17 protein-coding genes are annotated in these 17,741 nt (G+C 47.7%); 12 read left to right on the forward strand and 5 right to left on the reverse strand.

The annotated features are described in order from the left end of the window. Positions 1-39: 39 nt before the first annotated feature. Positions 40-1,242, reverse strand: a complete 1,203-nt coding sequence (locus tag ACI0FF_RS07545; RefSeq protein WP_419799494.1) for a 3-oxoadipyl-CoA thiolase — start codon at positions 1,240-1,242, stop codon at positions 40-42. A gap of 239 nt (positions 1,243-1,481) precedes the next feature. Between ACI0FF_RS07545 and ACI0FF_RS07550 the strand changes: the two genes are divergently transcribed. Beyond that, positions 1,482-3,056, forward strand: coding sequence for a class I adenylate-forming enzyme family protein (locus ACI0FF_RS07550; protein ID WP_419799495.1), 1,575 nt, complete (start codon positions 1,482-1,484; stop codon positions 3,054-3,056). A gap of 80 nt (positions 3,057-3,136) precedes the next feature. Then, positions 3,137-4,450 carry a hypothetical protein gene (locus tag ACI0FF_RS07555; RefSeq protein ID WP_419799496.1) on the forward strand — a complete coding sequence of 438 codons (1,314 nt, stop codon included), beginning with the start codon at positions 3,137-3,139 and terminating at the stop codon, positions 4,448-4,450. Positions 4,451-4,489: 39 nt separating this feature from the next. Here ACI0FF_RS07555 and ACI0FF_RS07560 read toward each other — a convergent pair whose 3' ends face one another. Both ACI0FF_RS07560 and ACI0FF_RS07565 read right to left on the reverse strand, forming a co-directional pair. Then, entirely contained in the window at positions 4,490-5,347 is an 858-nt protein-coding gene (locus ACI0FF_RS07560; protein WP_419799497.1) for an acyl-CoA thioesterase, read from the reverse strand. Positions 5,348-5,400: 53 nt separating this feature from the next. Then, the gene (locus tag ACI0FF_RS07565) at positions 5,401-6,174 is read right to left on the reverse strand and encodes an IclR family transcriptional regulator (protein ID WP_419799498.1); all 774 of its coding nucleotides are present in this window, start codon (positions 6,172-6,174) and stop codon (positions 5,401-5,403) included. A 266-nt stretch (positions 6,175-6,440) separates the two neighbouring features. Here ACI0FF_RS07565 and ACI0FF_RS07570 point away from each other — a divergent pair, with 266 nt between their 5' ends. Genes ACI0FF_RS07570 through ACI0FF_RS07590 form a run of 5 tightly spaced genes read left to right on the forward strand, consistent with a single transcriptional unit; the run spans position 6,441 to position 10,942 of the window. Further along, positions 6,441-7,625 carry an ABC transporter substrate-binding protein gene (locus ACI0FF_RS07570; protein WP_419799499.1) on the forward strand — a complete coding sequence of 395 codons (1,185 nt, stop codon included), beginning with the start codon at positions 6,441-6,443 and terminating at the stop codon, positions 7,623-7,625. Between the two features lie 59 nt (positions 7,626-7,684). Continuing rightward, complete coding sequence (locus ACI0FF_RS07575) at positions 7,685-8,554, forward strand: branched-chain amino acid ABC transporter permease (protein WP_419799500.1); 870 nt, start codon at positions 7,685-7,687, stop codon at positions 8,552-8,554. 1 nt (position 8,555) lies between these two features. Then, the gene (locus tag ACI0FF_RS07580) at positions 8,556-9,530 is read left to right on the forward strand and encodes a branched-chain amino acid ABC transporter permease (RefSeq protein ID WP_419799501.1); all 975 of its coding nucleotides are present in this window, start codon (positions 8,556-8,558) and stop codon (positions 9,528-9,530) included. Next, positions 9,523-10,242, forward strand: a complete 720-nt coding sequence (locus ACI0FF_RS07585; RefSeq protein ID WP_419799502.1) for an ABC transporter ATP-binding protein — start codon at positions 9,523-9,525, stop codon at positions 10,240-10,242. Before ACI0FF_RS07580 ends, ACI0FF_RS07585 begins: the two co-directional genes overlap by 8 nt. Continuing rightward, positions 10,226-10,942, forward strand: coding sequence for an ABC transporter ATP-binding protein (locus tag ACI0FF_RS07590; protein WP_419799503.1), 717 nt, complete (start codon positions 10,226-10,228; stop codon positions 10,940-10,942). The genes ACI0FF_RS07585 and ACI0FF_RS07590 overlap by 17 nt, the downstream gene beginning before the upstream one ends. A 112-nt stretch (positions 10,943-11,054) precedes the next feature. On the opposite strand, the gene ACI0FF_RS07595 is transcribed toward ACI0FF_RS07590, so the two are convergent. Together ACI0FF_RS07595 and ACI0FF_RS07600 are read right to left on the reverse strand one after the other, a co-directional pair. Next, positions 11,055-11,618, reverse strand: coding sequence for a substrate-binding periplasmic protein (locus ACI0FF_RS07595; protein WP_419799504.1), 564 nt, complete (start codon positions 11,616-11,618; stop codon positions 11,055-11,057). Between the two features lie 237 nt (positions 11,619-11,855). After that, a complete protein-coding gene (locus ACI0FF_RS07600) occupies positions 11,856-12,626 on the reverse strand; it encodes a FadR/GntR family transcriptional regulator (protein WP_419799505.1) in 771 nt (256 codons plus the stop codon). Between the two features lie 321 nt (positions 12,627-12,947). On the opposite strand from ACI0FF_RS07600, the gene ACI0FF_RS07605 reads away from it, so the two are divergent. The 5 genes from ACI0FF_RS07605 to ACI0FF_RS07625 are packed head-to-tail and all read left to right on the forward strand — an operon-like array spanning position 12,948 to position 17,741. Beyond that, positions 12,948-13,691 (forward strand): FadR/GntR family transcriptional regulator, encoded by a 744-nt coding sequence (locus ACI0FF_RS07605; RefSeq protein WP_419799506.1) that lies wholly within the window; start codon positions 12,948-12,950, stop codon positions 13,689-13,691. 32 nt (positions 13,692-13,723) lie between these two features. Then, positions 13,724-14,578, forward strand: coding sequence for an ABC transporter ATP-binding protein (locus tag ACI0FF_RS07610; RefSeq protein WP_419799507.1), 855 nt, complete (start codon positions 13,724-13,726; stop codon positions 14,576-14,578). A gap of 3 nt (positions 14,579-14,581) precedes the next feature. Next, positions 14,582-15,460 carry a branched-chain amino acid ABC transporter permease gene (locus ACI0FF_RS07615; protein ID WP_419799508.1) on the forward strand — a complete coding sequence of 293 codons (879 nt, stop codon included), beginning with the start codon at positions 14,582-14,584 and terminating at the stop codon, positions 15,458-15,460. A 5-nt stretch (positions 15,461-15,465) separates the two neighbouring features. After that, on the forward strand, positions 15,466-16,509 hold the full coding sequence (locus tag ACI0FF_RS07620) for a branched-chain amino acid ABC transporter permease (protein ID WP_419799509.1): 1,044 nt from the start codon (positions 15,466-15,468) through the stop codon (positions 16,507-16,509). Between the two features lie 56 nt (positions 16,510-16,565). Further along, entirely contained in the window at positions 16,566-17,741 is a 1,176-nt protein-coding gene (locus ACI0FF_RS07625) for an ABC transporter substrate-binding protein (RefSeq protein ID WP_419799510.1), read from the forward strand.

Genomic DNA, 17,741 nt, shown 5'->3' on the forward strand with positions numbered 1-17,741 from the left:
TTTACGCAAATGCGTCGTTGCAGGTTGTGTCAGCCTGCTCTAAACACGTTCAACAACAACGGCGATACCTTGGCCGATACCGATACACATGGTCGCCAAGCCGTAACGACCATTTGTGCGTTCCAGTTGGCGTACAGCCGCCCACAAAATGCGCGCACCACTGGCGCCTAAGGGGTGACCGATGGCAATGGCACCCCCATTGGGGTTGATACGTGGATCATTATAGGAAAGACCCAGTTGGTTTAAACAGCCCAAGGCTTGTGTCGCAAAGGCTTCGTTGAATTCCATGACATCAAGATCGTTAAGCGTCAGGCCTGCGCGTGCCAGTGCTTTTTGTGTCGCACCGACCGGACCAAGCCCCATAACCCGTGGGGGCACACCGACGATTGCCGAACTGACAATCCGGGCACGTGGTTTTACGCCGCTTTTCTCACCAATAGCTTGGCTGCCGATCAGGACTGCGCTGGCCCCGTCATTGATGCCGGAGGCATTACCGGCTGTGACCACGCCATCGGCAAACAGAGCGCGTAGTTTTTGTAAGGACGCGATATCACTGTTCGGGCGGGGGTGTTCGTCTTCGCTGATAATGACTTCGCCTTTTTTGCGACCCATATAAACAGGGATTGGAATAATCTCGTCGTTATAATAACCGTCTTTGCGCGCAGCTTCGTATTTGAGTTGGGAAGCAAGTGCAAAGGCATCGCTTTCTTCGCGAGTGATCCCAAGATCATGGGCGATATTGTCGGCGGTTTCGGGCATGGAGTGAGCGCCGAACTGTTCCAGATGTTTGGGGTTGCTGAACCGTGCGCCCATTGTTGTATCGGCAATGGTTTGCTGGCGATCAAAAGCAGATTGTGCCTTGGACAGGACCAACGGGGCCCGGCTCATGGCTTCTACGCCACAGGCAACGAATAGTTCACCTTCCCCGACTTTAACGCAACGTGCGGCATCCGCAACAGAGGCCAGACTGGATCCGCACAGGCGATTAAGCGTGATGCCACCTGTTTCCATCGGCAGACCGGATAGAAGACCGGCAAAACGTGCCACGTTGCGGCTGTCTTCACCAGCTTGATTGGTACAACCCGCGATAACGTCTTCGTAGTCCTTTAAGTCAAAATTGTTTCTGTTGATCAAAGTTTTGATGACATGGGCGAGCATGTCATCAGGACGCAAAGAAGATAATGCCCCGCCATGTCTGCCAAACGCCGTTCTGCCACCGTCATATATATATGCATTAGTCATTAAAGGACTCCAAATTAGTTTCGCATTGCGAAATAAAATTCCGAAAACAAGATATAGATAATTCATATCATCTAAAATTGTCTATATATTTTTTCAAAAAAAGAACATTTTAATGTAAAAAATAAACCATATATTCCGCTATGCGGTATTTATTTTTGTTTACAGCATATGTAAAGGTGAGATAAAACGCCTTTAGAAGATGTTTAAAAGTTGCGCGAATATTGAAGGAAAAGCGTAAGATGAATAATAACGAGAAAGTTTTAGGTCAGGATGTAGAGGAGGTTATTGCCGCGCTTCCTCAACGCGTGAGCCATAAAATCTGGGAATGGATTGAAAAGAAGCCGACCCGCGATGCGGTCAGCGATCCGAAAAAACAGTGGACCTATGCGGATCTGGGAAATGCGATTAAAAGCGCGCGCGCGCATCTGGAAGCACACGGCGTGATTGCTGGTGATCGTCTAATGGTGGTGATTGAAAACTGCTGCGCTGTGTTGGCCTTTATGCTTGCTGCCAGTGATATGGATGTGTGGGTTTCTGTGGTCAATGCACGTATGTCCAATGCAGAACTTGACGGTATTCGCCAAGATTGTGATCCGAAACATCTGATTTGTTTTGTTGATTATTCCAAAGATGCGCAGCGTTATGGGGACTTCATTGGTTGTAAGATGGTTGAGGACGACCTGCTTGGCACCTTGATGTGTCAAACCTATCCCGATTCCAAGGCTGAAGCCGTGGAGGCATCTGCTGCAGAACAGGTTTTTGCGATGATTTATACCTCTGGAACCACAGGGAAGCCCAAAGGGGTGATGCTGACCCATCGTAATATCGGTTTTATTGCGACAGTTTCAGGGGCTTTGCGCGGTTTGGAACAAATGGACCGTGTTTATGTGGTTTTGCCAATTTCGCATGTGTTTGGTTTGGCTTCGACCTGTATGGGCAGTTTATTTGCCGGGGCAACCTTGTTTATGGAAACCCGTTTTGATGTCGAAATTTGCCTGAATGCCTTGCGCGACAAGAAAATCACCGTGATGCAAGGCGTGCCGCCAATGTATTCCATGTTGATCGAAGGTCTAAAAAATCATGGCTTGAAAGCCGATGACCTGTTCTTGCGTTATATGTCGGCAGGCGGGGCACCTTTGGACCCGGAAACCAAAACAATTACGGAAAATTTCTTTGGTCGTCCCTTGCATAATGGCTATGGGTTAACAGAAGCCAGCCCGACGATTTCCCAAGTTCGATTAAATGAGAATTTACAAACGTGTTCCGTTGGCAAGCCGATCCCAGGCCAAGAAATAAAGTTAATGAAAACGCCTGATGAAGAAGTTAAGGATGGCGAAACCGGTGAATTGTGGGTACGTGGCCCCAATGTGATGAAAGGTTATTTCAGAAAGCCGGAAGAAACGGCTGCCGTTTTGACTGATCAGGGCTGGTTCAATACGCAGGACTTGGCGCGTCAAGATGAAGATGGCAATCTGTTTATTGTTGGTCGCACCAAAGAAATGATCGTGCGTTCCGGTTTTAACGTTTATCCGGCAGAGGTCGAAGCAACGTTGAATTCCCATGAAGGGATTATTCAGTCAGCTGTTGTCGGTGTAGAAGTGCAAGGAAATGAAGAGGTTCATGCCTTTGTTCAGGTTCCGCGCAAAAGCACCTTAAGCGAAGCTGAGATAAAAGCATTTTGCAAGGAACGGTTGACCGCGTATAAAAGACCGTCCTCAATAACAATTCTCTATGAATTGCCAGCCAGTTCCACCGGTAAAATTTTGAAACATCACCTGAAGGAAATGGCGACGGCACAACAAGCCGCTGGTTAAGAATGTCCTATGTGAATGCCTTTCTGCTTCTTTTAACCTTGTGTTCGACCATTGTGTTTAAAACACAGGGGATCGGGGAAATGCTATACGTTGCGTCTGCTGCGGTTTTGATTTTTCTCGCGCTGACTTGGCAGAAGGTTTCACGGCCCGGTAAAATCTTTATTGCGATCAATATCGTGATGTTGGCGTTGTTTTGGGGGGATGGGGTTGATCGCGCTATTGTGGAACAAGGCTTTTCGCGCGTTATCCTGTTTTCAACGTTTCTGATTGCGTTGGTTTTTTTACGGGTGGCGGCGAAACGGTCTTTAATCATTTCGCGCTGTGGTAATTTTTTGATTAACCAGAAACCGGGCAAACGTTATGCCGTACTGTCTTATGGCAGTTGCTTGCTTAGTGCGATTTTAAGCTTTGGTGCCTTAAACCTGATCGGACAAGTAATTGCCAATGGCAATACATTGGAAGCGGCCAAAGGTGATAGCCGTATTCATCTGATCAGGTTGCAACGCATGGTCCTTGCCATGTTGCGGGGCTTTTCGACTTTACCCTTATCGTCGCCCTTTTCCATTTCTATGGCGTTGGTGTTATCGATTATTCCATCACTGGAATGGCAATCACTCATTCCGTTGTCCCTTGTCTTTGCTATTGTGTTGATCGGACTGGGCTGGATCATGGATTATCGTGCTTATCCGCCACCAAAGTCCGGGACAGGATTGATTGCCGGACAACGAAAGAATTTTCAAGCTGTTCTGGCTTTTATAGTGATCGTTCTGTGCTTGTTTGGCCTTTCCGGCGGGCTGAGTATGTATATGGGCTATGGTTTGCCGACATCAATTTTATTGGTCAGTCCGCTGTTTGGCCTCGTTTGGTTTTTGATCGAAGGGGGCTTATCCGATTTCGGTTTGAAATCGGTATCCATGCAGTTTTCCCAAAATCTGGGACAAGAATTAAACGCTATGTCGTCTGAGGTTGCGGTAATCGGCGGGGCGAGCTTTACCGGATCGTTGGTGGCAGCGATTATTCCGGCTGACCTTGTACAGTCTTTGACGGGGGCTATGGGGCTGGAAGGGTTTGCCTTGGCGGTTTTTTGCGCATTGATGGTAACCGGTACCAGTATTGTCGGGGTAAGCCCGTTTGTGTCCGTGACCATTTTGGCTTCGACATTTGCTAATGCAGTAGCTTTTGGCTTGTCACCTTATGTTTTGGCGCTCAGTCTGTTGATCGGTTGGGCAATGGCGTTGAATGTTTCACCTTTGACGATTTCAACAATTTTAATCGGGCGCATTCTGGATTGTCGCCCGCGTGACATCACACTGGTTTGGAACCTGCGTTATTGTTGTGTGGCGTTGAGTGCCGTCATTGCTATTTTGTATGTTTTCCATCTGATATACGATTAAGGCGCAAACTTGTTTTATCGTTTGCGCCCTGTTGATCGTTTAGGCTTGTTTGAGCCGCACTAAACCTTCTTGAGAGGTGCTGGCAACATGGCGCCCATCGTGGGTGTAGAACTTACCGAAATTAAGCCCACGTGCGCGCCCGGACCAAATTCCGCTATGTTGATAGAATAACCATTCATCCGCACGAAAATCATCATGGAACCAGATGGAGTGATCTAGACTGGTTCCTTGTACGTTCGGTGTATTGAAGGTCAATCCATGCGGGCGTAAAGAAGCGGCGTAGAGGAAAGAGTCGGAAAAATAACCAAGTAAAGTTTGGTGAAGGCGGGGATCATCGCCAATCCGTCCCTTGGTTTTAATCCATACGCCTGTTTCCGGCGATGTGGGGGTCGGGTCAAACCAATCTATCGGCCCTGTATGGCGGACATCATTGGGGCGGAATGTGATCTTACGATGTGGGTTTTCTTGAATGACAGGGTGAGTGTTCCAACGTTCAGCCTCTTCCATAAAGTTTTCCGGCGCATCAACGCGGGGCATGTCTTTTTGAAAAGTCAGGCCGTCTTCAATGCGATGAAAGGAAAAGGTTGCGCTGTACAAGACATGACCTTCCTGTGTGACGCTGACTTGACGTGTGCAAAATGATTTACCGTCACGGACCCGATCCACATGAAAATGAAACGGCAGGTCCGTTTGTCCGCGATTGAGGAAATAGGAGTGTAAAGAATGCAGGGATTTGTCAGGGGCCACTTCTTGTTGGGCAGCACTGATGGCTTGCGCGACAATTTGACCGCCGAAGATATGGTTGGGGATGGCAGGGATATAGTGCCCGACGTAATGGCCTTGGGCAGTTTTTTCCAGGGACAAGGCGTCTAGAAGCACCATGAGGTCTTCGGTCATGTGATCCTCATTTATGTATAATTAGGGGGGGAGGCGACCTTATTTAATTTAAGTTACAGGCCGCTGTTCATAATATCGCTGGCAACGTGGATCAGGCGTGGCCCAATGACGTTGAGCAGAGTATCGGTGGAAATCACATAGCTTGGACCACCGCAACTGATACAGAAAATTTTGTTTTCCGATAGCTTCAAGGGTACGGCAACTGTATTGATATTACGATCCCAATCACCGAACGAACGGGTGAAACCCAGCGTGCGATAGCTTTCCAGCGAATCCTGAATGCTATTTTCAACATTCGGCCAATCCTTACCGTGAATGTCAGCAAGCTGCGGGAGAATCTGATTGCGCTTTTCTTCCGGGATGGCTGCCAGATAGGATCGACCAATCGCTGATTTTCCCATAGGCAATTTACTACCGATATCAACAAGAACGGATTTCAGTTGGTCGCCACGGCAATATTCAACAAAAATCATTTCGTTTTGAACATTGGTCGCAAGTCCGATATTGACGTTGAACTCGCGGGCAAGTTCCAACATATGGGGTTTGGCGATTTGACGAATACGCAGATTGGCGGTGTAGGCATGCCCCAGTGTCAGGTTGGTTGCGCCCAACTCGTATTTCTCATTGCGTTCAGAATAGACCAGATAGCCCAGTTGGGTCAGGGTATAGGTCATACGTGATACGGTGGGTTTAGGCAGGCCGGTGATGGAGGCAATATCCTGATTCCCAAGTGGACCCGACATTTTGTCAAACGCGCTGAGGATTCGCAGGCCGCGGGACAAAGCTTCTACAAATTTTCTGTCTTTTGTTTGTTCTGTATCGGTCATTTTGATCTTCTTGGGATGGAAAACGTGAATTTATAATAGCTTGTAAGATACATCAATGGGGTAACTCTGTTAATAGGTGTTGAACTATCTAGTCTAAAAATAACCATATTTTGTAAAATAATGCAATATAAATTTCGCTATGCGGAATTAAATTTTAATATTTGACATATAAATTTCATTTAAATATAAGGAATGACAACTTGCTTCCATTCAAATGTCGAATTGCGTCGCGAGAGTAGTAAAAACACAAACAGGTTGAGGCGAACATGAAGTTTTTAAGTCTTTCCGGATTTATCGGTTGTGCACTGGGGTTGGCATTAGGTGTCGGTTTTTCCGGCCCGGCTCATTCGGCAAATTTCGTTATTGGGGAACATACACCGCTGAGCGGTAAACTCGCACGTGTTGGTACGGGTTCCCACCGTGGTGTTATGACAGGTATCAAGGTGCTGAATGATAAATATGCAGGTCAGCATACATTCGAACTTAAAACCATTGATGATGAAAGCTCCCCCGCAAAAGCTGTCAGTGCCGTTGAGAAACTGGCAAGTGAAGGTGTGATTGCCTTTAGTGGTGGTTACGCATCTGGCGTTATTGGTCCGGCGTCTGAAGCCGCGAATAAGGCGAACATTCCTTATATTACCTTTGGCGGTGTTGCGACGGCTTTGTCAAAGCGTGGTCACGAAGGGTTCTTCCGTATCAATAGTGCGGCGGGTTACGGTAAGGCTATTGTCGGTTTGGTCGATGAGATGGGCCTGAAAAGCATTTCAATCGCTTATTCCAATAAAGAAGCCACACACAAAATGGCAGGCTATATTGAGAAGAAGTTAAGTGAAAAAGGGCTGAAAGTCTCCACGCACGAATATGATGCCCATGTTAAAGATTTTAAATCCATCGTAAATAAAATCAAACTGCGTGATCGTTCCGAAGCCATCCTCATGGTTGGGTATGAAAGTGAATATGTTGGTATCTTGCGGGCGGCAAAATTATTGAAACCCGATGTAAAAGCCATGATCGGTGTTTGGTCCTTGGCGACTGGCAAGATGGCGAAAGAATTCCCGGATTTGATGGAAAATGTGTATGGGACAGCGATGTTACCGTTTCCGGTTTCTTTCAATTCGCCAAAACAAAAACTCTTCTACGAGGCATTTAAAGCCAACTTCAAAGATGAACCGAGCTATCTGGAACAATTCGGATACGTTCAAACCCGCTTACTAGGCGAAGCCATTGTGCGTGCGTTTGATAAAAATGAGTTGAACCTGAAAGGTATTGCAGAGGAACTGCGCAAGACGGATGAAGAAACCATCTCTGGTCGAGTTCGTTTTGATGAATATGGCGACAACCCGGAATTTGTCCAGCGTGTCGGTCAGCATCAAAAAGGGACCATTCCACTTGTTTGGCCTGCGGCTTCGAAGACAGGCGAGAAAGTGTTCCCCGGAACACCTTGGCAGTAAAAATTCAGCAATAACATATAACCCGGGCTTCGGCCCGGGGACCTGAAGGAAGAAGAAAGATGGAACTTACGGCCCAGGCGATCTTCACAGGCCTGTTGATGGGAGGCTTTTACGGACTTGTTGCCGTTGGGCTGGCTCTCGTTTTCGGGACGATGAAGGTAATTAATCTCGCGCATGGCGAGCTGGTGTTGTTAGCTGCATACATCGCTTACGCAGTTGAAAGTCAAACCGGAATTAATCCTTTATTGGCAATGCCGATTGCTATGGCGGTTGTGATTGCAGCCTCCCTGATTACCTTTTATCTAACCAATAAAATCAAAAAAGATCGGGAACTTAATTCTCTGATCCTGACGTTTGGTTTAGGGATCGTCCTAACCAACGGCTTGTTGATGGTGTTTTCCGCCGATATTTATTCGACACAAAGCGCGTGGTTTATGGAAGGTCTGGTGATTGCGGACTCTTTATTTAGTATGCGTAGCGAAATGCTTGCGTTTGTTGTTGGTCTGTGTGCGTTGGGTGGCCTTTACTGGTGGTTAAACCATACATGGCATGGTCGGGCAATCCGCTCGGTCTCGTCAAATCGGGATGCGGCCAAATTGATGGGAATGAACCCAACCAAGGCAGAGCTTTGGTCATGGGGGATTGCCGGTGTTTTGGCAGCCTTGGCAGGCGTTATGTTATATGTCACCAGCGTTATTCATCCCCCAATTGGTCATAGCCTGACCATCAAAGCCTTTATTATCACTGTTCTTGCCGGTATGGGGTCTCTTCCCGGTGTGCTGGTCGGGGCCTTGATGATTGGTGTCATTGAAGGGCTGACGACAACGTTTTTCCAATCTTCACTTTCCGAACTGGCAAGTATGACCGTCTTCCTTTTGGTCTTGTTGGTTATGCCGTCCGGTTTGTTCGGGAAAAAGGGGGGCCATTAAGATGAATATTAAAATTTCTGCACTCATGTTGGCCGTCATGTATCTTGGCGTTCCGTTTTTCCTTGGCGGCAATGATTATTTGATCGGTCTTGTCGCATCGGCCTTAATTATTGCCGGTGTTGCGGTGGCCTGGGCCTTGCTCGGTAATCTCGGCGGGATGGTCAGTTTCGGACACGCCGCTTTCTTTGGTGTTGGGGCTTATACGTCGGCTGTTTTGACGATGGATTATGGGGTGCCCGTCTTTGTCGCTCTTGTTGTTGGTGGGATTGGTGCGAGTTTATCATCTATCTTTATGATGCCGGCGCTTCGATTACGCGGTCCTTATTTTGCCTTGTCTATTTTGGCTTATGCCGAGATTTTTAAAATTTTGGCAACCGAAGCCACGGGCTTGACCGGTGGTGCCGGTGGGTTGCTCAGTATTCCGTCTTTGCCTGTTTTTGCCGGGGTTGATTTTGGGACAAAATTAGGGGGCTATATCGTTATTTTGAATATTGTTACCCTGATGTTGATTACCTATTATTTCATCCGTCGCAGTTCTTATGGCTTGGCGTTAAAAGCCATGCATGATTCTGAACTGGCAACACGGATTGTCGGGGTTCCTGCTACCTATTTGAAAGTTGTTATGTTGCTGGTATCGGCCTTTATGACCGGTGCGGTCGGGGCGTTTAATGCGCATTATATTAACTTTCTAGAACCTGATTATGCGTTTTCCGGGACATGGACGGTCTTTCCGATTGTTGCGGCAATTTTTGGGGGTTACCGAACGTTGAGTGGACCGGTTTTAGGGGCGCTGTTTATTTATCTGGTCGATCAACTGGTCTTTAAAAACCTGATACCGCAAGGGCACCAATTGATCCTTGGTGTCATGTTGGCCGGGATGATTATTCTCAGTCCATCGGGTTTGTTGCCGGTGATTACCAACCTGTTTACGCGAAAAAAAGCAGATAACAAACGGGGGGAGGCACAACATGCTTAAAGTCGAAAATCTAAGTGTGAATTTTGGCGGTGTACGTGCCCTTCAGGACGTGAGTTTTGAAGTTCAGAAACATGAAGTTCTGGGGCTGGTTGGTCCGAACGGGGCGGGGAAAACGACAAGTTTCAACGTCTTGTCTGGCACTGTGCGCCCAACGTCGGGAAGTGTAACCTATGACGGGCATGATATTTTGAAATCTTCCATGCATCAACGCGTGACGTTCGGGATCGGGCGGACATTTCAAATTCCCCAACCCATGCATGAATTGAGCGTACGCGAAAACCTGATCGTGGCTCAACGTTTTGGCCGTCCCGATGGCAAGGTTAAGCAAGAGCGAATTGATGAAATTTTGCAATCTGTCAATCTGTTGCATAAGGCAGATGCAGACGCGGCAACCGAACTGGCCTTGACAGAGCGCAAAGCCCTTGAAGTTGCCAAAGCGTTGGCGACGGAACCGACTTTGTTAATGCTGGATGAAGTTTTGGCGGGTTTGGAAACGACCAGTAAAAAGCTGTTTATGCAAACCTTGAAGGACATTCGCGAGAAGTATTCCCTGTCCATGATTGTGATTGAACACGATATTGAAACGATTATGAATATGTGTGACCGCGTTGTGGTCTTTAACTTCGGCAAGGTTATTGCCGATGGCGATCCCGAAGAAACCTTCCGCAACCCAGAAGTAGTAAGGAGTTACACCGGTGAAGTACCTGCTTGAGACTGAAAAATTAAGTGCCGGTTATGGGGCGATGGAAGTCTTTTGGGATTTGTCGCTGGCATTTGAAGCCGGACGGACCACAACAATTGTAGGTCCGAACGGTGCCGGGAAAAGTACGTTTTTGAAAACCCTGATGGGGCTGATTGAACCGCGTGCAGGTGATATTCGTTTCAAGGGACAAAGCTACGTTAAGGAACCGACGTGGAACCGGATTAACGATGGCTTGGTTATGATCCCGGAAGGGCGTTTGCTCTTTTCTGATTTAAGCGTGGAAGAAAACCTCATCATGGGGGCTTATCCGAAGAAAACACGCAAATCGATGGAAAAAAACCGTGATCATGTTTTCCAGTTATTTCCACGTTTGAAAGAACGGCGCAATCAGGAAGCGGGAACCTTATCCGGTGGTGAAGCGCAAATGCTGGCCATTGGCCGGGGATTGATGGAAGAACCTGAAATCTGTTTGGTTGATGAACCTTCCCTTGGCTTGTCTCCGGTGATGACCAATGAAATTTTTTCAATCTTTCGGGAATTGAAAGAGGATAAGATGACAATTGTACTGGTGGAACAAAACACCAATCAGGCCCTAAAAATTGCCGATCATGTTTATTTGATGCAGGCCGGTAAAGTTACCTTGTCCGAACCGCGTGAAGCCGTGGATTTACAACGACTTGAAGACTTGTATTTTGCCAGAACAGCATAAATTACGAACTTAGACCAAATAATCCCTAGATTTGGTTTATTGCCCTTATTTTAAGGGGGACTGGCTCTATCATTTTAATGATAGAGCCATTTTTTATGGAGGGATAAAGGGCTTAACGATTGGGTGCTGGTATGTTGCGACTGGCAATTGGAACATGATCGGATAACTGGTTCCAAATTACCGTCTTTTGGGGAGATTTCTTACTGATGCCGATATAAAGCGGGATTTCATCAATCACGTTTATATTGAGATCGGTGATGTTGCGATCTTCGATGAAATTCCCCGGCATAAGGGAATAATCCGCCCGGCCGTTTCGAATAAGTTCCAGAATATTGGGGATGCGCGAGGTTTCCGAAACGCGCATGGTTTTATTGGTATAGTCCTTTATCAGCGATGTGCCGCGCAAGAAAACTCCGTGGTAATTCTTGATGTTACCAAGGTGGATATTCTGTGCGTTTCGGCGCACGAGGATAATCGGCAGCATGGCAATTGGGCCATAGAGGTCCAGAAAGGTTTCGCGCTCAGGTGTTTTGAAGATGCAGGGGGTTATATCAGATTTCCCTGATTGTAAGGATTGAATGATCCGTTTCCATGGCATATCTAGTATAGATGCATTCGGGAGTGTTTCTTGCACTCGTTCCAGGCAGCGTGCATCTTTTGGAAGGCCTTTAATCATCTCCAAGGATACCGCGACTTTCAGTGGGGGAATATCCTCTGAGTATACGGGATTGTAATAGGCGCCAAGAACCGCAAAAAGGCAGCACAAAAGAAAACATTTTGTGAAAGACACGGTGCTTAATCTCCCTGTTTTAGCGATTTTCTGGAGCGTTGATTTTATCCGAAGTTGAATTGAAGCCTATAATATATTGTTCTTATGTTCAATAAGGGAATACACATAGAATGTCTGTAGGCTTTAGAGATAAGTATCTAAGCTGAACAAATGTTCCAGATGCGGCTTGGCGATGGGGCCGTCCAGATCGACACCAGTGCGCAATAAGCCTTTAACAAAATCGCGCACATGTTTATGCATCCATGATTTTGCTTCTGCCACATCACGTTCGCGTAGCGCGTTGAGCATGATTTTATGTGCTTCCAACAGGCGGGATGGGGCTTCCGGGACGGTTTCAAAAATATATTGTGTGGCCGGATAAATGAGCAAACCGGAAGGCTCGCGTGCCAGAATAAAGACGCGGTTCTGGGCGGCTTCGGCTAAAATACTATGAAATTCGGTATCAAGGCGGGCGAGTTCGTTTTTATCGTCCAGTTTTTCTTCTGTCTCGCGTACATTACGTTCTAAACGATCAAGCTGGTCATCGGTGATATTTTTGGCAGCCAATTCAATGGTTTTTGGTTCCAGAATTTCCAGTGATTCCACCAGTTCCCGAAAGGTAACTTTATGCAGGACCAAGGATCGGCTGATGCGTGTTGCCAGTTTGTCATACCCGGGCAAGGACACATAAAGGCGACGTTTTTCCCCCCGGCGCAACATGCCGCTTTGTTCCAACAGGCGGATGCCTTCGCGAACGGTGGATCTGTTTACACCAAATTGTTCGACAAGATCGGCTTCTGTACCGATGGGTTCTTCGGGTTTGATCAGGCCTTCCATGATTTGCTGTTCGATTGCATCAGCGACCTGACGATAGGCAGGTAAGATTTCAAGTTTTTCGAATTTTTGTTTTTTCATAAGAAGTACGAGAGTCCCGATTGAGCCTTTGAACAAAGGCGTGCTGATTCTCGCGAATATAGTGGAGATTAACGTACTTGTCATCAGGGTTGTTCGCCCCGAATCTTTTACGCATTCCCTCTTAATTCTAAACATTGGTGGTTTGGTGGTGTGCAGATGTGTCGCACTTGACGCAGGGGATATAAGGCATCGCTGCACTGCACATAATAAAGTTTCAAAAAAGGCTTGATTGGCGAACATAATTTCATAAAGTCCTATTGTCCGACAATACGAAAATCAGAAGATCGTCTAAACCATAATTAAAATAAGGGAGGCTGTTGGATGTTTGAGAAGTTATCCCTTCAACCTGCCTTTAATCAGGTGGTTGAAGCGATTGAAATGAAAATTATGCGCGGGGAGCTCTCCCAAGGTGACCAAATTGGTACGGAAGCTGAATTGGAAAAGCAATTTGGCGTTAGTCGGAACACTATACGCGAAGGGGTGCGCGTCCTTGAGTATCTGGGCCTATTGACACGCCGAAAGGGACGACGATTGAGTGTGGATCGTCCAAAAAGCAATTTGATGAGTGCACAAATCAAGCGCACCCTTTTGATGCAGCGCGCGACTTACCGTAATTTGGTGGAATATCTCAGTTTTGTTGAAATGGCCTCCATTGAAAATGCCTTGCAGCACGATAATGCAGCCTTGTTTAGCGCGTTGCGCGAAAACTTGGCTCAAACCCGCATGGCAATGAGCGAACCGGAAACGCTGGCACGACTGGATATGGAATTTCACACCACGTTGGCGCGGGCAACAGAAAATGCCGTGATGGTTATGGCGTATGAACCGGTTGGCCAGCTGATTTATGCGTCCACGCAGCAGATTTTTGAAAAAGCGCCGATCGGGGCGCAACGTCTTTATGACGCACACCGTATCTTGCTGGAGGCGTTGGAAGCCGGTGATCGGGATAAGGCGCTGAGTTGGATGAAGAAACATATTCTCGATTTTGAAAAAGGCCTGCTGGGTGTGGGTGTCAATTTCGATGATCCGGTAACCTCGAAATACTGGATCGATAAAGAGCATTAACAGGGAAACTTCAAAAGAAGAAAGCAATGCAGATGAGGCAAGTATCACAGAGTGCGCGGTCGATAGAACCTCCGCTCTTAAATCAGGAAATATTGGCGGTGGACCGTGTCAGCCTGTCATTTGGCGGAGTTAAAGCGCTGTCCAACGTGTCTTTCAGTGTGAAAGAGGGCTCGATTACGTCTGTGATCGGGCCGAACGGGGCGGGAAAAACGTCTTTGTTTAATTCCATTTCCGGTTTTTATAAACCGAGTGAAGGCGATGTGCGTTTTTTAGGTGAAAACTTGAATAAAGTAACAGCGCCGGAACGAGCCGAGAGAGGCATGGCGCGAACCTTTCAAAACATTGCCTTGTTTAAAGGGATGACGGTTTTAGACAACATCAAACTGGGCCGTCATGCCCATTTGAAAACCAACGTACTGGATGCTTTATTTTATTTTGGGCGCGCACGCCGTGAAGAATGTGAACTGCGCCGTGAAGTCGAAGAACGTATCATTGATTTTCTGGAAATTGATCATATCCGCAATCAATCCGTCGCCAATCTGTCTTATGGCTTGCAAAAACGGGTGGAGCTGGCGCGTGCCTTGGCCATGCAGCCGAAAATCCTGCTTCTGGATGAACCTGTTGCGGGCATGAACCGCGAAGAAACCGAAGATATGGCCCGTTTCATTCTGGATGTGAAAGAAGAATGGGGGGTGACGGTTTTAATGGTGGAACACGACATGGGACTGGTCATGGATCTGTCTGATCATGTGGTCTGCTTGAATTTTGGCAAAGTCATTACCGAAGGTTTGCCCGGTGATGTTCAGGCGCATCCCGATGTGATTTCCGCTTACTTGGGTTCGGGTGATGTTGCGGCCCTTCGCAAGAAATTCAAGGAGGGAAAATAAGCTATGGACTGGTTATTTTTCAGCGAAATCGGATTAGCCGGGATCGGCAGTGGTGGTCTTTATGCCCTGACCGGTTTGGCCCTTGTTCTGATTTATAAGGCGACCCGTGTTGTCAATATGGCAATCGGCGAGATATTGATGTTCGGTGCCTATGTTTTCATGGGGTTCAGCGCGGGGCTAGCCTTGCCGATGTGGGCGGCCATTCCGTTGGCGATCCTTGTGACAGGCCTGATGGGTGGCGTGATTGAACGTTTGATCATTCGCCCGATGTTGGGGGAAAGCGCAATTTCCATCTTTATGGTCACCATCGGTTTAGGCAGTGTTCTGGTTGGTCTGGTCGAGATTATCTGGGGGGCAAACCCGCAGCGTCTGGTCGAGTTTATGCCATCTGATCCGATCTTTATCGGCGAAGCCTATTTATCATCCAAGGTCGGTTATGCCTTTGCCATTGCAGCGGTTGTTCTGGGTCTTTTCCTGATTATTTTCCGCACATGGCGTGGCGGTGTTGCCTTGCGCGCAACAGCGGGTGATCAGGCAGCTGCTTATTCAATGGGGATTAATGTTCCCGGTGTTTTTTCCAGTGTTTGGGTCATTACGGCGATGATTTCTGCCGGGGCGGGCATTCTGGTCGGTTCCATCGGCGGAATTTCACCCAACATGGGGGTGTACGGCCTGTCTGTACTGGTTGTCGTGATTGTCGGCGGTTTGGACAGCCTGTTGGGTGCTTTGATTGCCGGGGTATTGGTCGGCATTATTGAAACCTACGCCGGGGCTTATTTGGGCGGGGAATACAAGATGTTGGCGACCTTCTGTCTGCTGGTTCTGGTTCTCGTCGTTCGTCCTTATGGACTTTTCGGTACACATGAAATTGAACGGTTGTAAGTGATATGCGTATTGGTACAGCAAAAGAAAATTATCTCCACGATGCAGCCCTGTTCGACACGAACGTGCAGCGCGCATGGATGGTCGCCTTGGCAGCTGCCTTGTTGGTTCTGCCTTTTATCAGCGGACAATATATCAGCTATCTGGTTTGTCTGGTTTTGATCAATATTGTCAGCACGACCGGGTTGAACATTTTAACCGGATTTACCGGCCTGGTGAGTTTAGGCCAGGCTGCCTTTATGGGCGTTGGCGCCTATACGGTCGCAATCCTTGAAATCAACGCCGGGACACCGTTTTTGTTAAACTTGCTGATTGCAGGTGGTGCGGCCTCTTTGGTCGGTGTGGTCGTTGGATTACCGAGCCTGCGGGTCAAGGGCTTATATTTGGCGATTGCAACGATTGCGGCATCTGTCATTTTGCATTTTGTTTTTGCAAACTGGACAAGCGTGACAGGCGGTGTGTCCGGTCTGACCATGCCGCCTGCGTCTATCTTCGGATTTGAACTGGTGCAGCCTAATCAGGTTTATTGGATCATTATGCCGATTACGGTCGTGATGTTATTTGGGGCGGCGAACCTGTTTCGTACCCGCATCGGGCGTGCCTTTATCGCCATTCGTGATCGCGATATTTCTGCTGAAGTTCTTGGCATCCGTCTGTTGCGTTATAAGTTGTTGAGCTTTGCGATCTCGTCTTTTTACGCCGGTGTCGCTGGGGGGCTATGGGCTTATTTCTTCCGTGTGATTACGCCGGAAAGCTTTCCCTTGATGATGTCGATCTTCTTTTTGGCAGCCATTATCGTTGGCGGCATGGGCTCAATCCTCGGCGGTATTTTGGGTGCGGTCTTTATGACGATGGTGCCGGAAATTCTGAAAATGATGGTGGGCGTGTTATCCCCGATTTGGCCGGATGCGGTTGCAGTGATGTCACCTGTACGGATCATCGTTTTTGGCGGGTTGATCATCTTTTTCCTTATCTTCGAACCGGACGGTTTGGCCGAGATTTGGCGCAATATCCGGCGGTTCTTCCATCTCTGGCCGTTTCGGACCTGAGACAATAATAAACTGTCAAATTTTAACTTAAACACGATCCTAACAGGGAGTAATCAATGTCTATTTTTCACAAGATAGCAAAACGGGCTACAGCCGTTGCACTGGGCACCGGCCTAATGGTTGGTGCAGCACATGCAGCTGATAAAAAGGATATCGTTCTCGGCGGTTCCATTCCATTGACAGGTGTCTTTGCCTTTGCCGGTGTCGGTGTTCATGCCGGTATTCAAGACGCGGTGAAGATCACCAACGACAATGGTGGTATTGAAGGACACAAACTGGTCTACGTGCCGGAAGATACGGCTTACAAGGTGGATGCGTCCGTTGCGGCCTTTAATAAAATCACCAGCCAGCATGATGTAAATCTTTATTATGGGGATTCAACGGCCTTTTCCAAAACCATCGCACCAGAACTGGATCGTTCTGGGAAAATGTTGATGGCGGGCGCGTCCTTTGCATCTGAGTTGGATGATCCGAAGAAATACCCGAATATCTTTATTCCGGGGCCAAGTTATACCGACATGGTTGGTATTTTGCTGGAATATATTGCCAAGGAAAAACCGGGTGCAAAAGTTGGTTTTGTACATTCTGATACAGAATTCGGTCGTGATCCGGTTGAAGGGGCCAAAGCAAGCGCCAAGGCACTCGGCCTTGATATGAACCTTGTGATCTCCACCGCACCGGGTGGTGTGGATGTGTCCACAGAAGTTTTAAAAATGCGCCGTGCGCGTCCTGATTTTGTGATCTTCCACGGTTATGTGCTGGCACCGATCCCGGAATTTATCACACAAGCGCGCTCTATGGGCCTAAAGACCAAATTCATGGGTACATTCTGGTCTATGGACAATTCAATGGTTGGCAAAATGGGTGATGTTGCCGACGGGTTTATGGGCGTAATGCCGTATAACTATTATTACACCAAAGCTGACAATGCACCGATGCTGGATAAGATCCGTTCCATGCGTGACACCTATCAAAGCAATGCCTATATGCAGGGTTTCTTCAGCACCATGATGATGGCGGAAGCGGCGCGCAATACGGTGAAAGCAGGCAAAGAACTGAACGGGGCGAACCTGAAAGCCGGCCTGCAGGCCATTAAAGACTTTGATACTGGCGGTGTGATCGGTGTGCCTATTTCTGTGAAAGGGAACTCTGTCCCGGTTGGTCGGGTTTATCAGTACGATGCTGCAAAAAAACAAATGGTTGCAGCTTCCGACTGGATCAATCTGGACTAA

Origin of the sequence: Terasakiella sp. 4MB5A, from assembly GCF_050058155.1 — a bacterium.
Classification (GTDB): domain Bacteria; phylum Pseudomonadota; class Alphaproteobacteria; order Rhodospirillales; family Terasakiellaceae; genus Terasakiella; species Terasakiella halodenitrificans.

Coding starts and splice junctions, on each gene's coding strand:
- ACI0FF_RS07545 (WP_419799494.1), bottom strand. CDS start 1,242: ATGACTAATGCATATATATATGACGGTGGCAGAACGGCGTTTGGCAGA.
- ACI0FF_RS07550 (WP_419799495.1), top strand. CDS start 1,482: ATGAATAATAACGAGAAAGTTTTAGGTCAGGATGTAGAGGAGGTTATT.
- ACI0FF_RS07555 (WP_419799496.1), top strand. CDS start 3,137: ATGCTATACGTTGCGTCTGCTGCGGTTTTGATTTTTCTCGCGCTGACT.
- ACI0FF_RS07560 (WP_419799497.1), bottom strand. CDS start 5,347: ATGACCGAAGACCTCATGGTGCTTCTAGACGCCTTGTCCCTGGAAAAA.
- ACI0FF_RS07565 (WP_419799498.1), bottom strand. CDS start 6,174: ATGACCGATACAGAACAAACAAAAGACAGAAAATTTGTAGAAGCTTTG.
- ACI0FF_RS07570 (WP_419799499.1), top strand. CDS start 6,441: ATGAAGTTTTTAAGTCTTTCCGGATTTATCGGTTGTGCACTGGGGTTG.
- ACI0FF_RS07575 (WP_419799500.1), top strand. CDS start 7,685: ATGGAACTTACGGCCCAGGCGATCTTCACAGGCCTGTTGATGGGAGGC.
- ACI0FF_RS07580 (WP_419799501.1), top strand. CDS start 8,556: ATGAATATTAAAATTTCTGCACTCATGTTGGCCGTCATGTATCTTGGC.
- ACI0FF_RS07585 (WP_419799502.1), top strand. CDS start 9,523: ATGCTTAAAGTCGAAAATCTAAGTGTGAATTTTGGCGGTGTACGTGCC.
- ACI0FF_RS07595 (WP_419799504.1), bottom strand. CDS start 11,618: ATGATTAAAGGCCTTCCAAAAGATGCACGCTGCCTGGAACGAGTGCAA.
- ACI0FF_RS07600 (WP_419799505.1), bottom strand. CDS start 12,626: ATGAAAAAACAAAAATTCGAAAAACTTGAAATCTTACCTGCCTATCGT.
- ACI0FF_RS07605 (WP_419799506.1), top strand. CDS start 12,948: ATGTTTGAGAAGTTATCCCTTCAACCTGCCTTTAATCAGGTGGTTGAA.
- ACI0FF_RS07610 (WP_419799507.1), top strand. CDS start 13,724: ATGAGGCAAGTATCACAGAGTGCGCGGTCGATAGAACCTCCGCTCTTA.
- ACI0FF_RS07615 (WP_419799508.1), top strand. CDS start 14,582: ATGGACTGGTTATTTTTCAGCGAAATCGGATTAGCCGGGATCGGCAGT.
- ACI0FF_RS07620 (WP_419799509.1), top strand. CDS start 15,466: ATGCGTATTGGTACAGCAAAAGAAAATTATCTCCACGATGCAGCCCTG.
- ACI0FF_RS07625 (WP_419799510.1), top strand. CDS start 16,566: ATGTCTATTTTTCACAAGATAGCAAAACGGGCTACAGCCGTTGCACTG.